This is a genomic window from Candidatus Binatia bacterium (assembly GCA_036493895.1).
Lineage (GTDB): Bacteria > Desulfobacterota > Binatia > UBA1149 > CAITLU01 > DATNBU01.
Genome location: DASXOZ010000076.1, coordinates 1 through 26,406 on the forward strand (window position 1 = coordinate 1; position 26,406 = coordinate 26,406).

Genomic DNA, 26,406 nt, shown 5'->3' on the forward strand with positions numbered 1-26,406 from the left:
AGAGGAATAGTGCCCTATTCCTCTGGTGCCTGACCCCAGCTGCTAGCGCATCAGCCTCTGGCCTTTCTGCTTCCAGCGTCGAAGATACGCCGGCACGCGCGCGTCGTCGTCGTCGGCGACCTGCGCGAACTCGATCTCTTCCTGGCGCGGCGCCGGCTCGGCGCCCATCTCGGGCTCGCGGCGCTGGGCAGGTGCCTCCGGCTCCGGCTCGCCCGCTTCGAACGACTCTTCGATGCCCGGATCCATCATCGGCTGGCGGCCGGTGTAGCCGCGAAGGTACTGCGACGGACGCTCGCGCTGCGGCGCCGGCGGCGCGCTGCGCTCGGGCGCCGTCATCGTCGTCATCAGCATGTCGCCGCGGTCGCGGCCGGCCTGCAGGCGGTCGGTCAGGCGCTCGCCGAAACCGGTCGCGATGACCGTGATGCGCACCTCGTCCTCGAGGTTCGCGTCGTGCACGAGGCCGACGATGATGTTGGCGTCTTCGTGGGCCTGGGTCTGGATGAGGTCGACGGCTTCGTTCAGCTCCTGGATGCCGAAGTCTTCGCTGGCCGTGATGTTGACGAGTACGCCGCGGGCGCCGTGGATGGAGATGTCCTCGAGCAGCGGGCTGCTGATCGCGTTGGTCGCGGCATCGACCGCGCGGCTGTCGTGGTAGCCGACGCCGTGGCCCATCATCGCCATGCCCATCTCGCTCATGATCGTGCGCACGTCGGCGAAGTCGACGTTGATGGTGCCGGGCTCGGTGATGATCTGCGAGATGCCGCGCACCGCATGCAGCAGCACGTCGTCCGCTTTCTTGAATGCCTCGCGCGCCGTGGTGCTGCGGCTCGCGATCTCGATCAGGCGCTGGTTCGGGATCACGATCAGCGTGTCGCAGGCGGCGCGCAGCTCGCGGATGCCTTCCTCGGCCTGGCGAAGACGGCGGCGCCCCTCGAACGAGAACGGCTTGGTGACGACGCCCACCGTGAGCGCGCCGAGGTCCTTGCAGATGCGGGCAATGACCGGCGCTGCGCCGGTGCCGGTGCCGCCGCCCATGCCGGCGGTGACGAAGACCATGTCGGCGCCGCCGAGCTCCTCGCGCAGGATGTCCTCCTGCTCGAGGGCCGCCTTGCGGCCCACTTCGGGGTTGGCTCCGGCGCCGAGGCCCTTGGTCAGCGAACAGCCGAGCTGGATCTTGACGGGCGCCAGGCTCGTGCCGATTGCCTGCGAATCGGTGTTGGCCGAGAGGAAATCCACGCCGTGCAGCTCGGCCCGGATCATCGTCGAGACCGCGTTGCCGCCGCCGCCGCCGACGCCCACGACCACGATGCGGGCGTTGTTCAGGTTTTCATCCACCAGCTCGATCATCACCACACCTCCCGGTTGCCCATTGCCGCCGGAGCCGCCCCGCAGCCGGTCTTCGATCCGATCGGATCGCTGCAGGGGAAAATTCGTGAAGAACCCATTCGATGCTCTCGAAAACGTTCCGATGGAAGAGCGCGCGTGTGCGCAGCCTTCACACCATCTCCTTGAACCGGCGCCTTACCCATCCCGGCACGAGTCGTGACGCGACGCCGGCACGCCATGGCTCGCTCATTCCCTTTTCCGGCAGCCCGAGCGCGAGGCCAACCGCCGTTGCGAACGAGGCATCGTCGATCTCGTCGCCGAGGCCCTCGACGCCGCTCGGCTCGCCGAGCCGCACCGGAAGCTGCAGCACCCGCGAGGCGAGGCTGACGATCCCTGCCATCAGCGCGGTGCCTCCCGTCAGCACGACGCCGGAGGTGAGCAGTTCGCCGTAGCCCGACTTGATGATCGAATCGAGGACCTCCTCGAAGATCTCCTCGAGACGGGGCTCGATGATCTCCGCGAGATGGCGGGCCTGCACCTCGCGGTGAAGGCGGCCGCCGATGCCGGTGACCTCGACCATCTTCTCCTCGTCGACCAGGTCGACCACTGCACAGCCGTAGCGTTTCTTGAGGGTTTCGGCTTCGCCGAGCGGGGTTTCGAGCACGTGGGCAAGATCGCGGGTGACGTCCTGGCCGCCTACGCCGAATACCGCCGAGTGCACGACCGAGCCGCGCTGGAACACCGCGAGGTCGGTCGTTCCGGCGCCGATGTCGAGGACTGCGACGCCGAGTTCCTTTTCGTCGTGCTCGAGCACGGCTTCGGCCGAAGCGAGCGACGAGGCGACCGTTCCCGAGATCGTGAGTCCCGCGCGGTTGCAGCTCTTCGCAAGGTTGCGGAGCGAGGCTTCGGCCGCCGAGATCACGTGAAGGTGGGCTTCGAGACGAACGCCGCTCATGCCGACGGGATTGGTGATGCCGACCTGGCCGTCGACGACGAATTCGCGGCGCAGCAGGTGGATGATGCGGTGGTCTTTCGGCAGCGGGATCGCCTTGGCGGCCGTGATCGCGCGCGCAGCGGCCCGGCTGGAGACTTCGTCGTTGTCGATGCGCGCGACACCGTGGCTGTTCTCGCCCTTGACGTGGTCCCCGGACACCGAGACGACGACGTTGTGGATCTGGCTGCCGGCCATGCGCTCGGCTTCGGTCAGTGCCGCCAGGATCGCGGCCGCGGTCTTCTCGACGTCGCTGACTCGGCCGGCGCGCATGCCACGCGACGCGCTGGTGCCGATGCCGAGGATCGCAAGGCCGCTCGGCGCGCGCTCCGCCACCAGCAGCGTGACTTTCTGGGTGCCGACGTCGAGGGCGGCGATCGGAAGGTTCTTAGCCATGGCGGGCCGCCTTCTCGTCGGTCGCCTTGGCGACCGGCGACGCCGGGTGAGAGGAATGAAGAGGAAACGCGGCGGCGGTGCCGCCGGTTTCGGTCTCGGCCGCGAGCATGGCCGGCAGCTTGTCGTCGGCGCCGCGGATGACGATGCGATCGCGGTAGTCGGTGTCGATCAGGCGCGCGCGCTCGGAGAGGTTTCCGAGCTCTTTCAGCGCGATCGAGAGCCGGTCCATTCCGATCGGCGCTTTTTCGACGCTGCCGAGACGTACCGAAGCACGCACGCCCACGGCGTAGAGCCACACCGAGCCGTCCTCGTCCATGTGCAATTCGGAGACCTCGATCTTGCGACGGGCAGCTTCGGGAAGCAGGCCGAGCAGGCTGCGAAGGCGTCCGGCGGCTTCGGCATGGCTCGGCGCCGAATCCCAGCCGGTAAGATACGGAAGGTCGGGCACGGAGGTCTGGTCCACTTCGCGAAAGAGAACCGCGTCTTCGTCGACGAGGTACGATTTGCCCGATGCGATCGCCGCGGCCACCGCGTGGCGCTTGCTGACCGACAGGCTCACCTGCCACGGGAAGTGGCGCGCCACATTGGCCTCGTGCACCCAGCTGGCTTCGCGAAGCGTGTCGCGAATCGCCTTGGGATCGATGTCCCACAGCGATTCGTCGTCGTAGAGTCCCGCCACCTCGGCAAGGGTCTGCGGCGTCACGCGCGTCTCGTCCGAAGAGATGCGGATCGAGCGAAGGCGGAAGTAGTCGTTGCCCGTGATGTAGGGAACCAGGTGCGACCACGCCGCGAGCGCGCCGCCGGTGGTGGCCACCGCCGTGACGGCGAAGACGGCTACCGGCCGGCTCCAGCCGGCGACAGTTGCCTTCGCTTTACGAACGCGCGGTCGCGACTTCACTGGACGGCCCGAAGCTGCCGACGAGTCGCACTTCCGGTTCCAGCCACACCCCACACCGTCTCCACACTTCCTCCTGGACCAGGCTCATCAGCTCTCGGACATCCGCCGCAGTCGCATCGCCGAGGTTGACGATGAAGTTGGCGTGCTCGGCAGAAACCTGAGCGTCGCCCTTCGTCGTCCCCTTCAGACCGGCCTTTTCGATCAGCCGGCCGGCATACTCGCCGGGTGGGTTCTTGAAGATCGAGCCGGCGTTGGGATAGCCGGCAGGCTGATTCCGTCTGCGCTTTTCCTGAACCCGCGCCACAACCTGCTGCAACCTACCCACCGACGAGCGGAGCAGACGGAAACGCACAGAAGCTATCACGGCGCCGCTGTCGAACGCCAGCTTGCGATACGAGAATTGCAGTTCTTCTCGCGGTTTTTCGACGATTTCGCCGTCGACCGTCACCCATGTCATCGACGTCACCGCGTGGGAGATCTCGCCGCCGAAGGCGCCGGCATTCATCTGGGCCGCCCCGCCGACCGTTCCAGGGATGCCGGCCGCGAATTCGAGCCCCGCAAGGCCCCGGCTCACCGTGTCCTTGGCCAGGCGAATGAAGCGCGTGGACGCCCCGACCTCGAGGCTGGCACCGGCCTCGTCGCTGGCCAGCTCGCGGATGTACGTAAATGCACGCCCGAGGCGCACGACGAGCCCGCGCACGCCGTCGTCGGAGACGAGGATGTTGGTTCCGCCGCCGAGGCAGGTCACCGGCACTTGTTCTTCGCGCGCCGCCGCCAGCGTCATCGACAGCTGCTCGACCGACTCGGGCTCGACGAACAGGTCGGCACGCCCGCCGATCTGGAACGACGTGTAGCGCCGCAGCATGTGATTGGTCTCGATGCGGACGTGGGGCGACAGACGATCGGCGAGCGCGACCAGGCGCTGCCTGGACGGCGGCGAGCCGTCGCCGTCTTCGCAGGCGACCTCGCAGGCACTGGCGCCGATGGCCGGCTCAGCGGCCACTGGTCAGCCTCCGTGCGCGAGCGCGGCGCTGTCTTCGCCGTCGCGCCCGCTTCTCAGGTTTGCGAGGATCGCGGGGCCGAGCTTCGTGACGTCGCCGGCGCCGAGCGTGACGACGAGGTCGCCGCTGATCAGTCGCCCGGCCACGCGTTCGGCGAGGTCGGCCGAGGCGGACTCGAAGACGACTTCACCGTGATGCACGCGGGATGCCGCTTTGGCGAGTGAGCGGCCGTCGAAGCCGGGCAGCGCGTCTTCGCCGGCGGCGTAGACGTCGGTGATGACGATGGCATCGGCATCCTCGAAGCACGACGCGAAAAGGTCGAAAAGGTCGGCAAGGCGCGTGAAGCGGTGGGGCTGGAACACCGCGACGATGCGCTGGCCCGGGTAGCCGGCACGCGCCGCCTTCAGCGTCGCGCGGATCTCGGTCGGATGGTGTCCGTAGTCGTCGACCACCGTGATTCCGGCCGCTTCTCCCTTGATCTCGAAGCGGCGAAGAATGCCTTCGAAACCCGCAAGAGCATCGGCGCAAAGGCGGAAATCCAGGCCGAAATCCATGCCGACGGCCAGCGCGGCCAGCGCGTTTCGAACCGCGTGCTCGCCCGGCATCGCAACCTTCACGCGACCGAGGCCGTTGCCTCGCCACGAGACGTCGAAGGAGCTGGCAAGCCCGTGGTACTGGATGTTGGCGGCGACTAGGTCGGCGCCTTCGCTGGTGCCGTAGGTCAGGTGCGGTTTTCGCACCTGCGAAAGCAGCGCGGCAATCTCGGGACAATCCAGGCAGAGCACGGCCTGGCCGTAGAACGGCACCGCGTTGATGTACGCGAGGTAGGCCGAGCGCAGCGCTTCCATCGTGCCGTAATGGTTCATGTGCTCGCGGTCGATGTTGGTGACCACGGCCACGGTCGGGCGAAGAAGCAGGAAGCTGCCGTCGCTCTCGTCGGCCTCGACGACCATGTAGCGCGAGCGGCCAAGGCGCGCATTGGTGCCGCCGAGCGACTTCAGGCGTCCGCCGATCACCAGCGTAGGGTCCAGGTTTCCCGCGCTCAGCACTGCGGCGACGAGCGAAGTCGTCGTCGTCTTGCCGTGGGCACCGGCAACTCCGACCGCGCATTTGACGCGCATCAGCTCGGCCAGCATCTCGGCGCGCGCGATCACCGGCACCCGCTGCTGGCGCGCGGCGCGCACTTCGGCGTTGTCGGTGCCCACGGCCGACGAGATCACCACGACGCTGGTGTCGGGGCCGATGTGCGAGGCGTCGTGACCGAACCAGACCTGGGCGCCGAGGTCGCGCAGCCTTCGGGTGGTGTCGTTGTCGGACAGATCGGAGCCGCTGATGGTGTACCCCAGCGTGAGCAGCACCTCGGCGATGCCGCTCATGCCGATGCCGCCGATGCCGACGAGGTGAATGCGGCCAAGGCGCCGCTCCGCCGCAATTTCTCCCTCGGGAGGAACCTGCAGCGAGGACCAGGCCGGTCCGCTTCGAAAACGTTCTTCGAGAGTCATCCGGACGCCGCTTCGCGCGACGCTAGTGGCGCAAACGACTGGCTGCGAGGGAAACCACGAGATCGAGTACCCGCTCCGCCGCTCCAGGCTGCCCCAACGCTGCCGCGCGATCCGCCATCAAGCCTAGCGCGCCTTCGTCAGGGAGCAACTCCCCCAGGGTTTTCCCCAGTTGGCGCGCACAATCGGCGTCATCGAGCACCACCCGCGAAGCGCCGGCGCTTTCGAGCTCACGCGCATTTTCGAGCTGGTGTCCTGCGGCCGAAGTCGCCAGCGGGACGAGCACGGAGGCGGTGCCGGTCGCGATCAGCTCGGCGAGACTCGTCGCACCGGCGCGGCAGACCGCCAGTCGCGCCCGCGCGTACATCGACGGCATGTCGTCGATGAACGCCGTCACTTCGACGTCGACGCCCGCCTCGGCATAGGCGCTGCGCACTTCGTCAACGAACGGCTTGCCGACCTGGTGCACGACGGCGGGCAGGCGGCCGGCGGGAAGCCGCAAGAGGAAGTCGCGGTCCACCGCGAGCGCAGCCAGGGCGGCAGTCACCGCGCGGTTGAGACTGCGCGCGCCCGCGCTGCCGCCGAAGACGAGCAGCAGGTCGCGGCCCGCAAACGGCGGCCTTGCCCGGAAGCCGCGGCGAAGCGGGTTACCGGTCATGACGACACGGCCGGCGGGGAACGACGAAGCCGTGCTCTCGAAGCTCGTGCAGATCCTGGTCGCAAGGTAGCCGAGCGCGCGGTTGGAGATGCCGGGCCGGCGGTTCTGCTCCAGCAGCACCACCGGAATGCCGGCCGAGCGGGCGGCCACGACCGCCGGAGCCGACGCATAGCCGCCGAGGCCGATGACGACGTCGGTGCCGCGGCGCCTCAGCTCGCGGCGCACACGCAACGTCGCCGCCGCCATCTCGAACAGCGACCGGAGCGCGGCCAGCGGGCTTCCGCCGGCGATTCCATGGACGTTTTCGGCGACGAGCTCGAAGCCGGCCTTCGGCACCGCCCAGGCCTCGATGCCGCGCTCGGCGCCGAAGAACACGACCTCGCTCGCCACGCCCCGCTCGCGTGCAAGCTCGGCGACGGCAAGTCCCGGGAACAGGTGCCCGCCGGTGCCGCCGCCGGCCACCGCCAGCTTCAACGCGCGCTCCCCGCCGCTGCCGGTTCCCGCGCGACCTGCGCGTGCCGTTCGAGCATGACGGCGCTCAGCGCTCGCGCAGCTCGCGCGACAGCGACAGCAGCAGGCCGCCGATCGCGAGGAACGCCATGATCGACGAGCCGCCGTAACTGATGAACGGAAGGCCGATGCCCTTGGTGGGAAGCACGCCGAGCACGACGCCGATATTGAGAATGGCCTGCAGCACGATCACGAGCGTCAGGCCGGCGGCCAGCAGCTGCGCGAACGGCTCGCTGTGACGATGCGCGATGCGAAAGCCGCGCCAGGCCAGCAGCCCGAACAGCACGACGATCGTGATGCCGCCGATGAGCCCGGTCTCTTCACCGATCACCGAGAAAATGAAGTCGGTGTGAGGCTCCGGGAGGTAGCCCGACTTCGACGTCGATGCGCCGATGCCGGTTCCCCACACTCCGCCCGATCCAAATGCCGTCAGCGCCTGCAGAAGGTGGTAGCCGGCGCCGAGAGGGTCTTTTTCGGGATCGAGGAACGCCATGACGCGATTCCAGCGGTATTCGCTGGTCCAGATCAGCGCGAAGCCGGCGCCGCCGAGCAGCGTCGCCGGAACGAACAGCTGCCACTTGGGAACGCCGCCCAGCATCAGCATGAGGACGGCAATTCCGGCAAGAAGCGCCGTCGTCCCGAAGTCCGGCTGGCCGAGCAGAATCACCGCGACGATGCCGAGGGCACCGAGCACGGGGACCATCGTGTACAGGGGATTTCTCGCGCGGTCGGCGACCTTGTCGAGCCACGCCGCAACGACGATCACGTAGGTGATCTTGATGAACTCGGAAGGCTGCAGGTTGAAAAGGCCGAACGGGATCCAGCGTTTGGCGCCGTTGACCGAGATGCCGATGTGGGGAACCAGCGTCGCAAGCACCAGCGGCAGCGAGGCCGCGAACAGCCAGTACGCGCGGCGCTTCAGGAAGTCGGAAGGGCAGCGCGAGCATACCCACAAGAGCAGCATGCCGACGGTCGCCGACACCGCGTGCTTGATGATCATCCTGTAGCCGTCGCCGAAGTGGTAGTTCGATACGAACGTGCTCGCGTCGAAGACGAAGATCAGCCCGAGGACCGTCAGCATCGATACGAGCGCGACGACCCATGGGTCGGGCCGGTCCGACATGCGGACGGCAACGGGCGGCAGCGCCAGCGCGGCCTCGATCGAGCGCGCTTCCGAAGTTCTCCAGCTCACCGCCCCACCTCCTCCTTCTCCACTGGCTCCGCCTGCTCCACCTGCTGCGCCAGCTCTCTCACCCACCGCTCGAACGACTCGCCGCGGTCGGCGTAGTCGCGGAACTCATCGAAGCTCGCACACGCCGGCGCCAGCAGCACACTGTCGCCGGCGACGGCTTCCTTCGATGCACGCACGAGCGCGGTGCGAAGCCCGGCCTCGCGGGCGACGCGGATGCGGCCGGCCAGCGCCGCTTCGATCTCGGGCGCCGCAGCCCCGTACGCAACCACAAGTGTAATGCGGGAGGCCTCGCTCGCCAATGCGGCGAAGTCGCAACCTTTGGAAACTCCTCCGGCCAGCAGCACGACGTGGCCGGAAAAGGCCCGCAGGCTGCTCAGGGTCGCACCGACATTGGTCGCCTTCGAGTCGTTCCAGTACGAGACCCCGCGGGCGTCGGCTACCCGGGCCAGCCGGTGGCGAAGGGGGCGGAAAGCGGCAATGGCCCTTTCGGCCGCTTCCGGCGCAACCGCCAGCAGGCGCGCGACCTCGAGGGCAGCGGCCGCGTTCTCCAGATCGTGGGGAAGCTCCGGCCAGCCGCCCTGCGGCAGCCGCACCCGGTAGTCGCCGCGCCCGAGCGCCCGCGTCGCAGCCGCGTCGCCGACGTCGAAATGGCTGACGGCCGCGCGTGTCGATGCTTCGGCCCTCTTCCTCCACGGCGCCTCGGCGGGCAGCACCGCAAAATCGCTCGCGGTCATGCGTGCGAACAGCTTCAGCTTGGCGGCGAGGTAGCCTTCCATGTCGCCGTGGCGGTCGAGGTGGTCCGGGGTCAGGTTCAGCATCGCGCCGACGTGAGGGTGGAACGTCGTCGCGTGCTCGAGCTGGAAGCTCGAGACCTCGGCCACGACGATCTCGTCGCCCCGCCCGACGGCGTTGCAAAGCGGATCGCCGAGGTTGCCGCCGACGAAGACGCTCCGGCCGGCCTCGGCGAGCATCGCGCCGACCAGGCTCACCGTCGTGCTCTTGCCGTTGGTGCCGGTGATCGCGACGAGCGTGCCCTGGAGGCGGTCGGCGGCGAACTCGATCTCCGGAGCGATGCGCACGCCGGCGCGGCGGGCGGCTTCGAGCACGGGGTGGGAGGCCGGCACTCCGGGGCTCGGAATGAGAAGATCGATCGCGGCCGGGCCGCTGCCGATGCGGCGGATCGCTTCGCCCGCTTCGATGCGGTCGACACCGGGCGGCAATCCCTGGCCGGCCGCTTCGCGATCGTCGGTGACCAGCACGTGCCAGCCTTCTTCGGCAGCGACGCGAGCCGCGGCGATGCCGCTGCGGGCAAGGCCGAGAACCAGCAGAGTGCGCGGCCGCGCGCCGTCGCTCACGACGCGCTCAGCGCAGCTTGAGCGTGGCCAGGCTCATGATCGCGCACAGCAGGGAGATGATCCAGCAGCGCACGACGACCTGCGTTTCGGGCCAGCCCGCTTTTTCGAAGTGGTGGTGGATCGGCGCCATCAGGAACACGCGCTTGCCGCGCAGCTTGATCGAGCCGAGCTGGATGATCACCGACAGCGCCTCGACGACGAAGACCCCGCCGGCCAGCAGGAGCACCAGCTCGTTCTTCGAGGCCACGGCAACCATACCGAGCACGGCGCCGAGCGGCAGCGAGCCGACGTCGCCCATGAACATCTGCGCCGGGTGCGCGTTGAACCACAGGAAGCCGAGGCCGGCCATCGCCGTGGCGGCGCAGATGATCGACAGCTCGCCGACGCCGGGCACCGAGCTGATCAGCAGGTAGTCGGCGATGCGCACGTTGCCGGCGCAATACGAAAGGATGCCGAGAGTGACCGACGTCGTCATCACGGGACCGATCGCAAGACCGTCGAGCCCGTCGGTGAGATTGACGGCGTTGGATGCGCCGACGACGACCAGCGCGCCGAACGGAACGTAGAACCATCCGAGGTCGGGCCGCAGTTCCTTGAAGAACGGCACCGACAGACGCGTGTCGTAATCGGGCCGCATGCAAAGGAGCGCCATCGCGATTGCCGCGATCATGAACTGCCACAGGAGCTTTTCGCGCGCAGAAATGCCGGCGTTGCGGCCCTGCGTCACCTTCGCGTAGTCGTCCATGAAGCCGACGGCCGCGTAGCCGAGCACGACGCCGAGCGTGGTGATGACGTAGATGTTGTGCAGGTCGGCCATCATCAGCGACGCGATCAGCAGCGCCGAGACGATGAGCAGGCCACCCATCGTCGGCGTGCCTTTCTTGACCGCGTGCGTCTCGGGCGCGTACTGGCTGACCGGCTGCCGGAACTGGCCGTCCCGCATCCGGCGGATGAACGACGGCCCGACGACGAGCGAAATGCCGAGCGCGATGAACGCCGCGAGCATTCCGCGCAGCGTGATGTAGCGAAGAACGTTGAGGAACCCGTGCGTTGCCGCCATCGGGTAGAGCAGATCGTAGATCATCCCCGTCTTGCCGCCGCCGCGTGGGCCTCCTCACGGGCTTCGAGGCTTTGCGACGTCGCCGCGGCGTCGCCGCCGGCGCGCAGCCGCAACATCTCGACGACTCTTTCCATCGTCGACCCGCGCGAGCCCTTGACGAGCACGGCATCTCCCGGGAGCCACGCCCTGGCAACCGCGGCGGCCGCTTCCTCGTGACGAGCGCACACGTGAACGTGGGCGGAGTCCATGCCGGCGTTCGTCGCGCCGGCGCCGACGTCGGCCGCGTGACGCCCGTACGCGCAAACGAGCGCCGGACGGATCGCCGCAGCCTGGGCACCGACACGCCGGTGCAGCTCGGCCGATCGCGGCCCGAGCTCGAGCATGTCGCCGATGACGAGGATCGAGCGCGCCGAAAGACCACCGACCGTCGCCAGCGCCGCGCCGAGGGAGCCGGGATTGGCGTTGTACGCGTCGTTGATCAGCGTAACGCCGTTGGAAAGGCGTTCGGCGGCCATGCGCATCGGCGGCGGGGTCATGCGGGAAAGGCCGGCAGCGGCATCCTCGAGCGTCACGCCGGCCGCCAGTGCCGCCGCAGCGGCCCCGAGCGCGTTCTGCACGTTGTGGCGGCCGCCGAGAGGCAGCTCGACCGGTGCGCGCGCGCCCGCATGTTCCAGCACGAACGAGGCCGCATCGATGCGGTCGCAGCGAATCGACGACGCGCGCACTTCACCGGCGCTGCCGAAAAGAATGCGCTTTCCGGCAACGCGCGCCGACTCGCGAACGACGTGGGGATCGTCCGAGTTGACGACGGCGACGGCACCGGGCGGCAGCCCCTCGAACAGCTCGCCCTTGGCGCGCGCCACTCCTTCGATCGATCCGAGCCCTTCGAGGTGGGCCTCGGCGACGCAGGTGACTAGGCCGACGGTGGGCCGGGCAATCTCGGCGAGCCTGGCAATCTCACCGGGCACGTTCATGCCCATCTCGACGACGGCAGCCTCGTGGCCGGGCCCGAGGCCGAACAGCGTCAGCGGCACGCCGATCAGGTTGTTCAGGTTGCCGCGCGTCGCGAGCACTGCCGGCTCACCGAAACGAGCGACGAAGATCGCACGCAGCATCTCCTTGGTCGTCGTCTTGCCGTTGGAGCCGGTGATCGCGACCAGCGGTCCGCCAAATCCGCGACGCTGCCAGGCTGCGAGGTCGCCGAGCGCGCGTAGCGTGTCGGGTACTTCCAGGATCGCGACCGGTCCCTGGCCTTCGCGCGCAACCGACCTGGCACGCTCGCCCCGGCCGCTCTCGCAGACGACGCCGCAAGCGCCGGCGGCAGCAACGTCGGTCAGGAAATCGTGCGCATCGAACGTGGGGCCGCGCAGCGCAAAGAACAGGTCGCCGCGGCCGATGGTGCGGCTGTCCGTCGAGATGCGCGCGACAGGCGCCGCAGCGGGACCGTCCAGGCGTGCCCGCATCGCACCGGCTGCTTCGCCGATGGTCGCAGGCCGCGACAGGTCGCGACAGTCGTTGTTCGTCGTCACCGCTTCCTCGCCCGCGCCACCGGCCCCTCCATCTTCGCTCGACGACTCGCGCGATGCGTCGCGCGACGTCTCCCGCCGTGCTTCGCGCGACGCCAACCGCGCTGCCTCCCGTCCTCGCCGGTCACGGCGCCGTCACGACGGCTCGCCTGCGCCGGCCCGCGAGAGCGCGGATCGTGCGACTTCGCGGTCGTCGAAGTGCCGCTTGCGGCCGGCCGTCTCCTGGTAGTCTTCGTGGCCTTTGCCGGCGATGAGCACGACGTCTCCGGCAGACGCGATCGCGATGGCAGTCTCGATCGCGACCAGGCGGTCCGCTTCCACGAGATAGCCGCCCGCGTCCCGGGCGGCAAGCTCGGCGGCACTGCGACGGCGCATTCGCGCACCGACGCCTTGCTCGATCTCGCGCAGGATCGCATGAGGATCCTCGCTGCGAGGGTTGTCGGAAGTGAGCACGGCGACGTCCGCCAGTGTCGCAGCGATGCGCCCCATGATGGGCCGCTTGCCGCGGTCCCGGTCGCCGCCGCAGCCGAACACGACCACGATGCGGCCCTTCTGCTCTCCGGCAAACGCCTTCAGGCTTCGCTCGAGCGCGTCCGGAGTGTGCGCGTAATCGACGAAAACGGCGGGGGCTGCCCGATCGGCGTCCCCGGCGGCCATTCTTTCCATACGACCGGGCACCGGGGCGCAGGCGCCGAGCCCCGCTTCGATGGCCGCCGAGTCGATACCGGCGCCGCGCGCAAGGGCCGCGACTGCGAGCAGATTGGCAAGGTTGGCCGCGCCGACCAGCACCGAATCGACGCGTACGCGCTCCCCGTCAAGGTCGAGCGTCGCGTGGATGCCGTCCAGCGTGCAGTCGGCGTCGATCACCCGGGCGCGGGCGTGCGAGTCCGGCGACGTCGAGAACATCCAGACGTCGTGGGCCAGCTCGCCCGCCAGCGTCGCGACTCGCGCATCGTCGGCGTTGAGCACCGCCACTCCGCTGGCCGGCTCGAGCCAGTCGCGGAACAACGAGGCCTTCGCGGCGAAGTAGCTGTCTTCGCTGACATGGTAGTCCAGGTGATCGCGGGTCAGGTTCGTGAACAGCGCTCCGCGAAACCGGCAACCGGCAACCCGCCGCTGGTCGAGAGCGTGGGACGACACTTCCATCGCGACGCAGTCGCTGCCGGCGTCGCGCATTTCGGCCAGGAGCTCCTGAAGCTCGACGGGCGACGGGGTCGTCATCGACGAGGCTCTCTCGAAAGCGTGGCAGCGGCGCACGATGGTCCCGATGACGCCGGGACGGCGGCCCGCAGCCTTCCAGACGCCCTCCATCAGGTAGGTGCAGCTCGTCTTGCCGTTGGTACCGGTGATCCCCACCAGCTCGAGCGTCTCCGAAGGATGACCGTGGAACGCGGCCGCGAGATGGCCGCACGCGGCGGCAACGTCGGCAGTGACGATGGCGGGAACGAGCGCGGGCGCGTGGGCGGGGTCGCAGGCGACGGCGACGGCGCCGCGACCGAGCGCGTCGCGGACGAAAGCGGATCCGTCGACGCGGGTTCCCGGAACCGCGACGAAAAGGTCTCCCGGCCGAGCCTTGCGCGAGTCGAGGCAGACGCCGGTGACGCGGGTCGCTGGAGCAAGACCGTGAGGATCCGACAGGGTCGCGCGAAGCCCGCGCACACGAGCGGCCTCGAGCATCTCCCCGAGTGAGAGTGAACGCGACAGGGATGCTCCGGGCGGCGTCATCGCAGCCCATTATGCACGGGACCGGCAGGCTGTCAGAGCGTCGCGGCCAGCTTGAGGGAAACCGAGCTCTGGGGGCCGAGCGTGCTGCCGGGCGCCGGCTGGTGCGAAACGACGAAGCCGTGCCCTTCGACCTTGACGTCGCAGTCGCAGGAGGCCAGCGCGCGCATCGCTGCCCGCAGCGGCAGGCCGCGAAGGTCCGGCATCGCGCCCGAAGCAGTCGCCGCCGGCACCGACTCCGGATCGACGGCCGCCTCCTGGAGGTCGGGCTCGTCGCTGCCTTCGAACAGCTTGTCGAGCTCCTTCGACGACGGCGGCGGCAGCTCGCGCTCGATGCCGAGGTAGTCGAGGCTGGATTCGGCGATCGCCTTGAAGACCGGCGCCGAGACCAGGCCGCCGAAGTGCACGCCGCGCGGCTCGTCGATCATCACGACGATCACGACGCGCGGATTCTCGACCGGAAGGAAGCCGGCGAACGTCGCGAGCCAGCGGGTATCGCTGTAGTGGCCGTTCTCGGCTTTCTGCGCAGTTCCGGTCTTGCCGGCTGCCGGCACGCCGTCGACGGCCGCGGCCGCCGCGGTGCCGTCCTTGCTGACGACCGCTGCGAGCATGTGGCGCATCTCGCGCGCAACGTCGACGCTGACGACGCGGCGTTCTTCTTCGAGCGGAAAATCGCGCGTGACCTGGCCGTACTGGTCGGTGATCTTGCGGATGATGTGCGGCTGCATGCGCACGCCGTCGTTGGCCAGCGTCGCGTACGCGGTCGCGAGCTGGATCGGCGTGACGCTGATGCCCTGCCCGAAACTGATCGTCGTCGTGTTGAGCTGCTTCCACTTGTCGGGCGGCAGCACCATGCCGCGCCTTTCGCCCGGTAGCTCGACGTGGCTCGGGCGATCGAAACCGAACGCGTTCAGCATCTGGTACTCGCGCTGGGGGCCGAGCTGCCAGCCGATCTTGGCCGCGCCGATGTTGCTCGAGACGCGGATGATGCTCGCGACGTCGAGCCAGCCGTAAGGATGGTGGTCGCGGATCGGCTTGGGCCAGCCGGGGACGAAGAGGTTTCCGTTCTCGCAGAAGAACTTGTCTTCGGGCTTGACCAGGCCGAGCTCGAGCGCCGAGGAGACGACGAACGGTTTCATCGTCGAGCCGGGCTCGAACAGATCGGTGACGACGCGGTCGCGGCGTGCTTCGATCGGGCTGTCGTCGACGTCGTTCGGGTCGTAGGTCGGGACGTTGGCCAGCGCGAGGATCTCGCCGGTCTTCGGGTCCAGCATCACCGCGGCGCCGGCCACGGCCTGCGTTTTCTTCACCTGTTTCGACAGCTCGGCCTCGACGATGCTCTGCAGCGTCGCGTCGATCGTCAGGTACGCCGTGCCGCCGCGGTTGAGCCCGGTGTCTTCACTGTCGCTGAGGAACGCGCGGCCGGTGACGTCGCGGCAGACGTGCACCTTGACCGACGATCCCTTGATCTCCTTGTCGAAGCGCTGCTCGACGCCCTCGAGGCCGTCGGCGTCGGCTCCGGTGAAACCGATGACGTGCGCTGCCGTCGATCCCTGCGGATAACTGCGTTCCTGGCTCTGGTGGATCTCGATGCCGGGGATGCGAAGGTTCTGGATCGCGGTGGAAACGTCCTGGTCGACGCCGCGCGACAGCCACGTGAACGACTCGCCGCCCTTGGCCAGCCGGGCATCGAGCGAAGCACGATCGACCTTGAGCAGCGGAGCCAGGATGCCGGCGTGCGTCGGCTCGTAATGGTAGCCGCCGCCGCGCGAGACCTTGGCGGCCGACGTCGTGGTCGCCAGCACGACGCCGTTGCGGTCGACGATGGGACCGCGGTAGGCGATCTCGATCGTGTCCTTGCATTTGGTGCTCTCGGAAAGCGCGCGGTAGTGGTCGCCGCGCACGACCTGGAGCTGGTACATGCGGCCGATCAGCGTCACGCCGCCGCACGCGCAGAGGACGCCGATCAGCGCCAGGCTGGAACTGAATCGATTACGGCTTCGCATCGAGGCGCCGCAGCTGCCCCGGCCCGGGCTTCTGCATGCCGAGCTCGACAGCGCGCGAAGCGAGCAGCGCCGGCCGCGATTCGCGCGCGACGGCGTCCTCGATCTCGACGCGTTCCTGGTCGAGGCGGTGGATCAGGCGACCGAGGGCTTCGCCCTGGTAGCCGAAGTTGCGACCCGCCATGCTGACCCACACGTGCCCGGCCAGCAGCAGCGCGAACGCGACGATGTTGATGACGAAACGACGGCGCAGGCCCGCTTCCTCGAAGTCGAGGACGCCCTGGCGCGTGAGCAACTCGAAAAAATCCGGAGCTTCGTGGGCAGACGGTGAAGTGGCGATGCGACTGGTGGTGCTCATGCGGCGAGCCTCTCTACGACGCGCAATCCCGCACTGCGAGCGCGCGGGTTGCGTTGTTTTTCTTCTTCGGTCGGCTTCTGTTTCGAACGCGTCACGCGGCGCACTTTCGCAGACCAGCCGCAGTTGCACACCGGCTGGCGCGGCGGGCACAGGCAGTCGGCCGACCACGTCGCGAACGCACGCTTGACGATGCGGTCTTCGAGGGAGTGATAGCTGAGGATCGCAAGCCGTCCTCCGGGCCTCAGCAGCTCCCATCCCTTGTCGAGGAGCGCCTCGATCTGCTCGAGCTCGCGGTTGACGGCGATGCGAAGCGCCTGGAACGTCTTCGTCGCCGGATCGATGCCGGGCCTGGTGCGAACGCCGGCGGAGATCACCGCATCGCGAAGATCGCGCGTCGTGGCTACCGGGTGCTCGGCGCGACGCCTCACGATCCGCGCGGCAATCCTTCGCGACGCGTGCTCTTCGCCGTAGCGGAACAGCACATCGGCCAGCTCCCGTTCGGGAAGCGTCGCGACGAGGTCGGCGGCCGTCTCGGGCAGGCGCCGGTCCATGCGCATGTCCAGCGGCGCGTCGGCCTGGAACGAGAAGCCGCGCTCGTTGCGGCCGAGCTGCAGCGTGGAAACGCCGAGATCGACGATGATGCCGTCGGCGCCCTCGCCCCAGCCTGCATCGGCCAGCACCACGCGAAGGTTCGCGAACGAGTCGCGCACCAGCCGAACGCGCGATCCGAAGGAAGCAAGGCGCCGGCGCGAAAGCTCGAGCGCTGCATCGTCCCAGTCGATGCCGATCAGCTCACCGCCGGGCGAAGAGGCCTCGAGCACCAGCTCTGCCATGCCGCCTTCACCGACGGTGGCATCGACGAAACGTCGGCCGCTGCGCGGGCGGATCGCTTCGACGATTTCGGCGGCCATCACCGGGACGTGACCGCCGAGACGGTCGCGCGTGGTCGAGTCGGGTTCAGAATGCGCAGAGGCGCTTTCGTCGTGGCGCGGCGCCTGGGAGTTACGGGAATCGCGGGCAGCCACCGGCACGCCCCGCCCGCTCAGAGATCGAAGTCGTCGAAGGCGTCGGCCGCCGAGCTGTCGTCGGCTTCCTTCTGCTGCTGCCACGCCTCCCGCGACCAGATCAGGAACTTCTCGAGGTCGCCGGTAAAGACGGCTTCCTTCTCGAGCGAGATCGCATCGCGCAGGTTCTCGGGCAGGAGGATGCGACCCTGGGCATCGAGGACGAGCTCCTGGGCCGGATGAAGGTAGCGGCGCTTGAACTCGCGGGTGCGGCTCTGGAACTGGGCCATGCCGCGGATCCTGTCCTCGAGCTTCTCCCATTCCTTCACCGGGTAGACGTCGAGGGTGCGCGGAGCCTGGGTGAGCGAGATCGTGACGACGACGCGGGGCTCCTCGGGCCCGTTCGGGAGCTGCTCGCGGAACTTCCTCGGGACGGCGATGCGCGCCTTGTCATCGAGACTGTGAAAGAATGTGCCGCGAAACATTGGAGGTGCGTCCGGGGGGTCCTGCCGCGGCCGCGAGCCCCTGGCTCCGTGGCCGCCTCAGAAAAGTACCGGTGGGCAGCCCAACAACCGCCACTACCTGCCCAGGGGCAGGCAGCGAATCCCCGACCGACTCGCAACGAGAGAGGAATCCACAACACCCCATAGCAACCCACCGGCCCCCATCGTCTACGACAACGCCCCCACCCTCGTCAAGCACAACCTGATGGGTGACATCGAAAACCCTGCAGAATCGGTTCTGGTCGGCCGCGACGGGCAATTCGGGGGTCTTCTGCTGAACCGGGAGGCGCGGCGGCGGGCGGTCTCGGGCACCAAGGGGAGAACCGGGAGCGGCAGCGCGGTCTCGTGGTTTCGCGGCCTCCCGGTTTAGTGAGACCGCGCCGGCCTGGCCACGAGCCTGGAGTCAGGCACCAGACCCGCGGGTCCCGCTGCTGCCGGATCGCGGCTGGTGCCTGTCCCCAAGTCGACGCCCCTTCAGGTTGAAATCGGCTCAGCTGCCGAAGCCGGTCACTGCAAACCACTTACGCTCGTCGCCGGGCAGGATGAAGATCACCGGCGCGATGCACTGGTCCGGCAGTGTCACCATCGTGTCGATGTCGGCATTGCCGGTCGAGGTCGCAGGGAAGCCCTGGGTCGTGACGTGCTTGTGGCCTACCGCCGTCTCGCTCTTCTCGGTCAGGCAGCTGACAACGGCGCGGAAATCGGCAGCGTCGTTGATGCCGCGCAGGTTGGGCGGAACCGACGGAACGTTGGCGAACACGAGTCCGCGCACGTGGACGACGAGATGGCCGTCGCTATCGAGCTCGCCGTTGGTGCCGTCGCCGATCGCCCACGGCGCCTCGTCGCCGGGAATCCCTCGCACGGGATGGTTCGGACCGACGAACGGTCCGTCCACGCCGTACATCGTCTGGAACGTCATGATGGCCGTGGCCGTGACCGCGTGAGCCGGCCCCGGCGCGAAATTCGCGACCACAAAGGCGATCGCGACGAACGCAAGATATCTCAGTGCTTTCATGGTGATTGTCTCTCCCGGTTGAGTTGTTGCACGCTGTGCCGCCCGCGCGTGGCGGCGCGCGGCACTTGATCGCATCGACGTGCGGCGGCGCGGGGTATTGCGCCGCGCCCCCTCGGGCGGAGCGCAGCATCACCCGGCCGGGCCGGCGAGCGTCAATGCGTAGTGGTCCGCGGGATCAGGAGATGTTGCCGAGAGGCCTGCGGAACGTGTAGCGCGCCGGCTCCACGATCAGGTAGTGCGCCGGCGTCTGGATATCCCCGGACGCGGCCTCGAACGGAAGGCCCAAGAGGAAGAATGCCGTGCCGGCTACCGTGCAGACGAGGCCGAGGGGCCTGGCGATGACGAGGTCGGCGACCATCGCGAGCCCGTGGCCGCCGCGATCGCCGTGGTGGTGCTCGCCGTCTGCCGCAACGGCCGCACACGGGACCGAGAGCAGCACCGCAACCGATGTCGCGGCGATGCGGTTGCAGACGCGCGTCCAGGTGATCGCTTTGGTCATCGGATCCTCTTGCCTCGCCGGCCTGCAGGATGCTGCCGGACGTGATCGCGGTCAACGAGTCGGTCGCTCTGCGGGCGGCCTCGAACGCACCGCCCGCCCGTAGTCCGTCGGTCTCCAACGCAACCGGCCGCCCCGTCGGAGCCGTCTCCTTGCCTCGTCGGGTGGGGGGCGCTACCTCGCGCAGGCTGGACCGTGCCGGGGCGCACCGTCCTGCAAAGGGGGCTCCATGGCATCCATTGACCGCTTTCATCGCAGTCGGCTCTTCGTCGTCGCCGCGTCCGCCATCGCCGCCGTCGCGCTGGCCGCGCCGGCGCAAGCCGACCACCTGACGGCAGGCGGCATCACGCTCAGCGGCAAGGTTACTTCCGTCACCGCCAAGGGCATCGACTTCCAGCCGGAGTTCGCCAAGACGTCGATGACGGTGCCGTGGGCGAACGTCCAGGACGTCTCCACCGACGCGCGCTACCAGGTGCTCTACGGCGAGGACATGCAGGCCGCCGCCGCGATCGAAGGGTACCGCGAAGGACACCTGGTGATCGGCGGGTCGCAGATCGATCCCAAGAGCGTCGTCTCGGCAGTGGCGATGGAGGCGGAGGCTCCGACGTTCATGGAGCGCACGCGTGCAAACTTCCGTTACTGGCACGGCGGCGCCGACCTCGGCCTCAACCTGCAGCGCGCGACCACCGACAACCTGGGTTTCCTGATCGCGCTCCACGCGCTGCGCGCCAAAGGCCCCACGCGGTTGATGTTCGGCGCCGACTATCGCTACGCGAACGAGCGCGATCCCGACAACGCTCCGCCGCGCACCAAACGCACCAAAGACGCGGCCTCCGGCGCCGTGCGCGGCGAGTACGACATCACGAAGAACATCTTCGCCTACGCCTCCACCGACCTGCTGTACGACGCGATCCAGAACCTGAGCCTTCGCGCCGTGCCGAAGGCGGGCGCCGGTTACGTCGTGTGGCAGCGCGAGCCCAAGGAAGGTCTGCGCGATTTCCTGTCGGTCGATCTCGGCGCGGGCTGGGTCTACCAGAAGTACATCGACAACCAGCCCGATCTCACCCAGCCGCCGAATCCCGACGACGACTATTTCACGATCGCGCTCGGAGCGTCGGCAGCCTACCTGCTGCCGCGCGGAATGGCGCTGGACTGGCGATTCGACTACCTGCCGTCGGTCACCGACTTCAGCGTCTATGTCGTGCGAACCACCGCGGGGCTCACGGTGCCGCTGATTGCACCGGTCAGCGCACGCATGTCGATTGCCGACACCTACGACAGCAATCCGTCCGCCAACACGGACAAGAACGCGCTGCTTTTCGATACGACGTTGTCGGTCGGCTGGTAGAGCAAGCGGAGCTGGCCCGCCGGGGACACGGCGGGCCAGCCAATTTCCGGCGATTGCAGCAAGGGAGGGTCGAATGCCGCCAACGCCGGAAAGCGCAGCGCGCCGTTACTCGAACGACACTCCTGCCGGGACGCAGACGCGATCGTCGCGCAGCAGCGTGTCGGTCGTCGAACCGATTTCGTCGGCAACCGTGACGTCGGAGCGCGAGAAGCGGTCCTGGCCCGGCGCACGGCTCGCGCGATAGCACGCGACCGCGCTGTGGGAATCGACAATGGCGGTCTGCGGAGTCGAAGCCGGCATGCAGATCGAATCGAGAGAAACGATGCGCATGTTGCGATCGCCCGCCGGGTCGGAGACGTCGACGAGCGTGCGCGGATCGATGTCGCCGGTGAATTTCGCGCGGAAACACTCGACCGCGTTCTGCGGGCCCGCGGCTGTCTCGCCCGCCACCGTCGCAGGTACGCACAGCGCGCTCGCCGGTGACAGAGAAACTTCGCCGGCGCCGAAGCGGCTGCGCAGCATCGCGGTGGCCGGCTTCTGCAGCGCAGCCCCGGGCGCCACACGCGCCTTGGAGCAAGCCAGGTGCGCCCCCGTGTTCTGCGGCGCCGCACCGTCGATCGTCGCGGCGTTGCAGACGCTCGCGACCTCGCCGACGCCGAGAGTGGTCGCGCCGAGCGGGCCGGTGATCGCGAGACTCGCCGCCGGTGCGGGAGTGCTGCCTGCCGCCGTTCGCGCGCGGTAACACGCCAGCGCATCGAGATCGCCGGTCTGAACGACCTGCTGGAAGGTGGGTCGGTTGACCCACTCGATCGCCGGCACCGTGACGACGCCGGCTGCGACGTGGCGGATGTCTTCGTCGGCGATCTGCCGCTTCCAGTTCGCGACGGTCGGATCGCCGAACTCGGTTTCGAGGTCGGCGGCTGCGTCCGACATCGACTGCCACAGCACTTCGCGGCACGCCTGCAGGTCTCCGCCTCCGCAATAGATGCGCGACAACGAGCCCGCCACCGGAATGCCGAGCGCCTGGCGCAGGTCCTTGATCACGATGCTGTAGCTCCCGTCCTGGAACGCCGAGCCGATGTGCTGGGTGCGATTGGCGTCGTCGATCGACAGCGCGAGGTTGTCGAACGCGTGGCCGCTTTCGGTGTCGAAGATCGCGCGCGAAAGGCGCGGCCACCACGCATCCATGATCGCCGGCGACTGCGGATCGTCGTACTGGCCGTCGCCGTCGTAGTCGCGGCGGTGCGTCTGGTGATCGAGCCAGCCGGCCAGGCGGTCGTGCATCTCCTGGTCGCGCGGATCGGCGCCGACCGGCGCCAGCGGCCCGAGCACCTCGAGCAGCAGCGGGAGCACGTCCTGGCCGCGAAGATCGCAGGTGCCGGCGTCTTCCATCGCATCGATCATGTCGGTGCGCACCGCACCGCCGGCATCGACCAGCGGCTTGACGCGCACGTCGAACAGGCGGCTGCGGTACGTCGGCCCGTACGAGAACTCGCGGTCGTTGGCGCGAAATCCCGGCGCCTGCTTGTTGTTCCACGACGTCAGGAAGCCTTCCGGAGGATTGAGCGCGGAAGGTTGCTCGGCCAGCGAAAGGAAGCCGCGCCAGTCGAAACGTCCGTCGCCCCACACCGGCAGGTACGGATCGACGCCCTGCGCACGCTTCGGGCAAAGGCACGAATGCTGGTACGCGATGTTCGATGCGTCGATGTAGAACCAGTTGAACGTGTAACCGACGCTGCTGCCCATCGCATCACGGAATGCCGGGTAGCCCGCGGCCATCACGTCGGGATCGTTGATCTTCGAGAACCCGACCGCCGAGCCGAGCTCGTTCTGGTACGTCGACCGCAGCGAAGCGACTGCGATCGGTGTCCCGTCGACGAGCGTGCCGCGCGCGATCAGCGGGCCGTAATACTTCGTGCGGTCGACTCGCCACGAGTAGACGATCTGCGGACCGCCGGGGACTCCACCTGCCGACGGCTTGGTGATCTGCACGTGCTGGAACGTCTCGATCGGCTCGCAGGTACCACTGCGCAGGTAGCCCATCGACGCGGTGGTCGCAGCGCCGCCGCCGGGCTCGCAAAGCTTGAGCACGAACTGGTCGATGTTGTCGCCGCCTGCCGAAGTGGCCGACCACGCGTAGTTGCGGCCGCGCCCGAGCTCGACGAACAGGTCGGTACCGGCAAAGGCGACGCCGCGCGCGTCGATGCCGGGGCCGTGCACGTCCTTTTCGACGAGAAGCTGCGGCATGTAGTAGCCGGTCTGCGGACCGAACACCGCGATCGGCCTTCCGTCGCGGGTGTGCTCGCCGGAGATCAGCATCGCGTTGCTCATCTTGCCTGCGCCGAGCATCAGGCTGCCGAGCCCGTCCTGCAGGTCCTCGAGCATCTCCTCGACCGGCGTTCCCTGCGGATCGATCGGCTGCAGCGACGAGCAATCGATGTCGGGATTCGCGCTCGGGTCCACCGGGCCGAGGTCCTGCATGTACGGCGTCGGCGTGCGCGAAGTGGTCGGCGCCTCGGGGTCGTCGCTGAAATGGAAGTCATCGAAGACCTGGCGCGCCGTCGCCGCGCTGCCGAGCTCGGCGGCCATGCGCTTGAGGCCGCAATGGTTCAGCAGCTCTCCGCCTCCGCCTTTGCCGAAAATTCCGCCGACCAGCGACGCGATCGACACGACGTCCTCGGGTACGAAATCGTCGAGGACGATCTGCAGCGCATCGTACTCGGCCGGGCGCTTGGTCGCGTCGATGCGCGCCTCGGAAACGTACTGGTTGATGCCGTCGATGTACGCCGAAAGATCCATTGCAAGGCCGGCCCCTTCGGGAGTGCCCGTGCGGATCTTGTCGAGCTGGGCCGTCAGGTCCGACTCCTGGTACGGCGCCACCTCGAGGGTCTCGCGATCCATCTGCAGGTTGGCATCGGAGGGTCCGAGGAACTCCGCCATGCGCGCGCGCCCGACGTGGCGCAGGAGATCCATCAGGAACAGCCGATCCTCGGCCGTCGCATAACCTTCGCCGAACATCGTCGCGTAGCGCGTGGCGCCGTAGATGTGGGGAACGCCGAAGCTCTTGTCACGGATGATCGTCACGCCCGAAGTCGGCGAGTAGGTGCGGTCGACGTCGCCGGGCTTTACGCCGAAGGACGCGTCCTTGAAGAACTGCGAAATGCGGTCTTCGGTAAGTCCGGGCGCAGCGTGCACCAGGTTCCCGTACATCGAGAGCTGGTCCATCACGTGAGGCGGATAGGTGCCCGCCTCGGCCAGGATCGTCTCCTCGTCGTTGAGCACACCGTCCTGGCCGGGGCCCACGATGTTGAGAAAACCTCCGCTGTCACCGTTGCCGCGCCAGGTTGCGACCTGGGCAGAAGAGACGGACGCGAGACAGCAGGCGAGCGCAGAGCCTGCGAGGACTGCCGGAAGAAAGCGGTTCATGGGGGCCCCTCCGCGAGATTTGCGTCAAGGCTCAACGGCTATCGACAGAAGTGTCAATAGTGGTGGGCGACGATCATTCTGGCCGGCCTTGGCGCGCGGCCGAGGCTCCGGCGGTCGCGCAAACCTCGGACGCCTATAAACTCTGGTTTTTGCTGACGATGAATCGTGATCCGGGCAACCTTTGCTGCCCTGCTTCCCATCGCCGCCATCGGTTCGACCCCCAATCTTTTTTACTATGATGTCAATTGTCTGGGACCCGCCCCGCGGCGAAGCAGGGGGTGCCGGCCCGGAGCCGCGATTTTTCCAATCGGGATGGCCGGCGCGGAAGAAGGGTTGGCACAATGGAAGTCGGCTGATACGAGCGAAAGGAGCCAAGTGAGGTACCCTGCAAAAGCGGCGGTGCGCGCTGGCGATTGCGCGGGGGCCGGGCGGCCGGAGCGGTGGCGGCGGCCAAAAGGGAGGAACGAATGAACACCAGAGGCTTCGAACAGTCGCTGCTTCGCGCGGCGGCCTTTGTCGCCGTCGGCCTTGCTGCTGCCCCGGCGTGGGCCGATCCGGTGCTGCAGAACGCGTCGGTGCGCAGCGACGCGACCGTGCAGGTGCCGGTCTCTGCCGCCGTGCGCGAACGCGCCCACATCCACGTGATCGATTCCGCCGGCTACGAGCAGCAGAAACAGATGGCCGCGACGGCGCCGCAATCGTCGGTGGCCGGCGAAGCCTCCGTTTCGATCCCCGGCGAGAATCTTTCGACCGATCCCCTGGTGACGGTCGTGCGCAAGTGGGAAGGCCTGCGCGGCATGGCCGGGGCGCCGACCGACTCGACGAGCGCGATCGGCAGGACGCGCTTCATCGAGCTGATCAATTCGAACTTCGGAATCTTCGACCGCTCGAGCACGGTGCCGATGTCGACAGGAACGCTCGACCAGATGCTCGGCTGCGTCTTCTGCGGCGATGCGATCCAGACCGATCCGCAGGTGATCTGGGACGCCGGCACCAACCGCTTCTACGCGGTGTATCTCGAGGTTTCCGAGCTCGGCAACTCGCTGCTGATCGCGTTCAGCACGACGGCTTCACCGAGCAGCGCAAGCGACTGGTGCCGCTACTCGCTCAGCTTCGGCGACTCCATACCCGACTACCCGAAGCTCGGTGACACGTCCGACTTCATCCTGATCGGCACGAACGGTTTCACCGGAGACCCCGGATCCTACACCGGCTCGTCGGTATCGTGGGTCACCAAGCCACACGCGGGAACGACGTGCCCCGACGCCAGCACTTTCCGCTTCGGCACCGTCAAGCTTCCGGACGTGTTCACGCCGGTGCCTGCCAACCAGATCGACAAGTCGTCGACGGGATGGATCGTCGCCGTTCCGCTCGTCGCGCCTTCCGACAAGCTCAAGCTGCTCAAGGTGACGAAAGCTGCCGACGGCAGCGCGGTGATCCCGACGACGGCGACCGACCTGTCGGTCCCCGCCTTCACGTTTCCGTTCGAGGCTCCGCAGAAGAGCTCGCGTTTCTTCCTCGACACGCTCGACGGTCGCAACACCCAGGCGGTCTCCGCGATCGATCCCGCGCACGGACGCGTCGGCCTGTGGACCCAGCACACGGTCGGCGGAGGTGCGGGCGCCGAGGTGCGCTGGTACGAGCTGGATCCCGAGCACTCCTCGGTGTTCCAGTCGGGAGTGATCTCGCACCCCTCGCTGTACCTGTTCAACGCGGCGATCTCGCCCGACCGCGTGCGCGCCGGCAGCGACGCGCGCTTCGGCAGCAACATGGTCATCTCGTTCAACTCGTCGTCGACGACGACGAACCCGGCCCTGCTCGTCGCGTCGAAGATCGGCACCGGGCGCGTCTCCCAGGTCACGCAGATCGGCACTTCGTCGGGCGCGGAGAATACGTTCGAATGCTCGGAGAACGGCGATACCTGCCGCTGGGGAGACTACGCAGCGGGAACGCCCGACCCGAAGGCGCCGCTGGACGCCGTTACCGGCCGCGTGTGGGGCACCTCGATGCTCGCCGTGCCGCTGGCTGCGTACGACGACGCGGCGTGGCGCACTCGCAACTTTGTCGTGAAGCCGTAGGGGCAGTGGTGGGGGGGGTCAGGGTGGGGTGGGGGACCAGC

The 26,406-nt window shown here is 68.2% G+C and carries 20 protein-coding genes; 2 read left to right on the forward strand and 18 right to left on the reverse strand.

Translation table 11 applies throughout. The features are described from left to right. Window positions 1–42: 42 nt before the first annotated feature. From ftsZ to VGK20_18150, 17 genes are all read right to left on the reverse strand, one after another. On the reverse strand, window positions 43–1,347 hold the full coding sequence (gene ftsZ, locus VGK20_18070) for a cell division protein FtsZ (GenBank protein ID HEY2775952.1): 1,305 nt from the start codon (window positions 1,345–1,347) through the stop codon (window positions 43–45). A gap of 148 nt (window positions 1,348–1,495) precedes the next feature. Beyond that, a complete protein-coding gene (ftsA, locus tag VGK20_18075; GenBank protein HEY2775953.1) occupies window positions 1,496–2,713 on the reverse strand; it encodes a cell division protein FtsA in 1,218 nt (405 codons plus the stop codon). Then, window positions 2,706–3,611: an FtsQ-type POTRA domain-containing protein gene (locus tag VGK20_18080; GenBank protein ID HEY2775954.1), complete on the reverse strand. Its 906-nt coding sequence runs from the start codon at window positions 3,609–3,611 to the stop codon at window positions 2,706–2,708. Before VGK20_18080 ends, ftsA begins: the two co-directional genes overlap by 8 nt. Continuing rightward, on the reverse strand, window positions 3,586–4,614 hold the full coding sequence (murB, locus tag VGK20_18085; protein ID HEY2775955.1) for a UDP-N-acetylmuramate dehydrogenase: 1,029 nt from the start codon (window positions 4,612–4,614) through the stop codon (window positions 3,586–3,588). Before murB ends, VGK20_18080 begins: the two co-directional genes overlap by 26 nt. 3 nt (window positions 4,615–4,617) lie before the next feature. Beyond that, on the reverse strand, window positions 4,618–6,114 hold the full coding sequence (murC, locus tag VGK20_18090) for a UDP-N-acetylmuramate--L-alanine ligase (GenBank protein ID HEY2775956.1): 1,497 nt from the start codon (window positions 6,112–6,114) through the stop codon (window positions 4,618–4,620). Between the two features lie 22 nt (window positions 6,115–6,136). After that, window positions 6,137–7,243, reverse strand: a complete 1,107-nt coding sequence (murG, locus tag VGK20_18095; GenBank protein ID HEY2775957.1) for an undecaprenyldiphospho-muramoylpentapeptide beta-N-acetylglucosaminyltransferase — start codon at window positions 7,241–7,243, stop codon at window positions 6,137–6,139. A gap of 64 nt (window positions 7,244–7,307) precedes the next feature. Then, window positions 7,308–8,471 (reverse strand): putative lipid II flippase FtsW, encoded by a 1,164-nt coding sequence (gene ftsW, locus VGK20_18100; protein HEY2775958.1) that lies wholly within the window; start codon window positions 8,469–8,471, stop codon window positions 7,308–7,310. Beyond that, a complete protein-coding gene (gene murD, locus VGK20_18105) occupies window positions 8,468–9,826 on the reverse strand; it encodes a UDP-N-acetylmuramoyl-L-alanine--D-glutamate ligase (protein ID HEY2775959.1) in 1,359 nt (452 codons plus the stop codon). Before murD ends, ftsW begins: the two co-directional genes overlap by 4 nt. Before the next feature lie 7 nt (window positions 9,827–9,833). Beyond that, complete coding sequence (mraY, locus tag VGK20_18110) at window positions 9,834–10,910, reverse strand: phospho-N-acetylmuramoyl-pentapeptide-transferase (protein HEY2775960.1); 1,077 nt, start codon at window positions 10,908–10,910, stop codon at window positions 9,834–9,836. Continuing rightward, window positions 10,907–12,511, reverse strand: coding sequence for a UDP-N-acetylmuramoyl-tripeptide--D-alanyl-D-alanine ligase (murF, locus tag VGK20_18115; protein HEY2775961.1), 1,605 nt, complete (start codon window positions 12,509–12,511; stop codon window positions 10,907–10,909). The genes mraY and murF overlap by 4 nt, the downstream gene beginning before the upstream one ends. A gap of 36 nt (window positions 12,512–12,547) precedes the next feature. Further along, on the reverse strand, window positions 12,548–14,137 hold the full coding sequence (locus tag VGK20_18120) for a UDP-N-acetylmuramoyl-L-alanyl-D-glutamate--2,6-diaminopimelate ligase (protein ID HEY2775962.1): 1,590 nt from the start codon (window positions 14,135–14,137) through the stop codon (window positions 12,548–12,550). Window positions 14,138–14,169: 32 nt separating this feature from the next. After that, entirely contained in the window at window positions 14,170–16,140 is a 1,971-nt protein-coding gene (locus VGK20_18125; GenBank protein HEY2775963.1) for a penicillin-binding protein, read from the reverse strand. Further along, entirely contained in the window at window positions 16,127–16,495 is a 369-nt protein-coding gene (locus VGK20_18130) for a hypothetical protein (GenBank protein ID HEY2775964.1), read from the reverse strand. Before VGK20_18130 ends, VGK20_18125 begins: the two co-directional genes overlap by 14 nt. After that, on the reverse strand, window positions 16,492–17,520 hold the full coding sequence (gene rsmH, locus VGK20_18135; protein HEY2775965.1) for a 16S rRNA (cytosine(1402)-N(4))-methyltransferase RsmH: 1,029 nt from the start codon (window positions 17,518–17,520) through the stop codon (window positions 16,492–16,494). The genes VGK20_18130 and rsmH overlap by 4 nt, the downstream gene beginning before the upstream one ends. A gap of 17 nt (window positions 17,521–17,537) precedes the next feature. Next, a complete protein-coding gene (mraZ, locus tag VGK20_18140; protein HEY2775966.1) occupies window positions 17,538–17,984 on the reverse strand; it encodes a division/cell wall cluster transcriptional repressor MraZ in 447 nt (148 codons plus the stop codon). A 508-nt stretch (window positions 17,985–18,492) separates the two neighbouring features. After that, a complete protein-coding gene (locus tag VGK20_18145) occupies window positions 18,493–19,017 on the reverse strand; it encodes a hypothetical protein (GenBank protein HEY2775967.1) in 525 nt (174 codons plus the stop codon). A 175-nt stretch (window positions 19,018–19,192) separates the two neighbouring features. Next, the gene (locus tag VGK20_18150; protein HEY2775968.1) at window positions 19,193–19,516 is read right to left on the reverse strand and encodes a hypothetical protein; all 324 of its coding nucleotides are present in this window, start codon (window positions 19,514–19,516) and stop codon (window positions 19,193–19,195) included. Window positions 19,517–19,742: 226 nt separating this feature from the next. On the opposite strand from VGK20_18150, the gene VGK20_18155 reads away from it, so the two are divergent. Continuing rightward, window positions 19,743–20,861, forward strand: a complete 1,119-nt coding sequence (locus tag VGK20_18155) for a DUF481 domain-containing protein (GenBank protein HEY2775969.1) — start codon at window positions 19,743–19,745, stop codon at window positions 20,859–20,861. A 105-nt stretch (window positions 20,862–20,966) separates the two neighbouring features. Here the strand turns inward: VGK20_18155 and VGK20_18160 are convergent, their stop codons facing one another. Next, the gene (locus tag VGK20_18160) at window positions 20,967–24,287 is read right to left on the reverse strand and encodes a penicillin acylase family protein (protein HEY2775970.1); all 3,321 of its coding nucleotides are present in this window, start codon (window positions 24,285–24,287) and stop codon (window positions 20,967–20,969) included. A gap of 467 nt (window positions 24,288–24,754) precedes the next feature. Between VGK20_18160 and VGK20_18165 the strand changes: the two genes are divergently transcribed. Next, window positions 24,755–26,365: a hypothetical protein gene (locus VGK20_18165; GenBank protein ID HEY2775971.1), complete on the forward strand. Its 1,611-nt coding sequence runs from the start codon at window positions 24,755–24,757 to the stop codon at window positions 26,363–26,365. The last annotated feature ends 41 nt before the right edge of the window (window positions 26,366–26,406 follow it).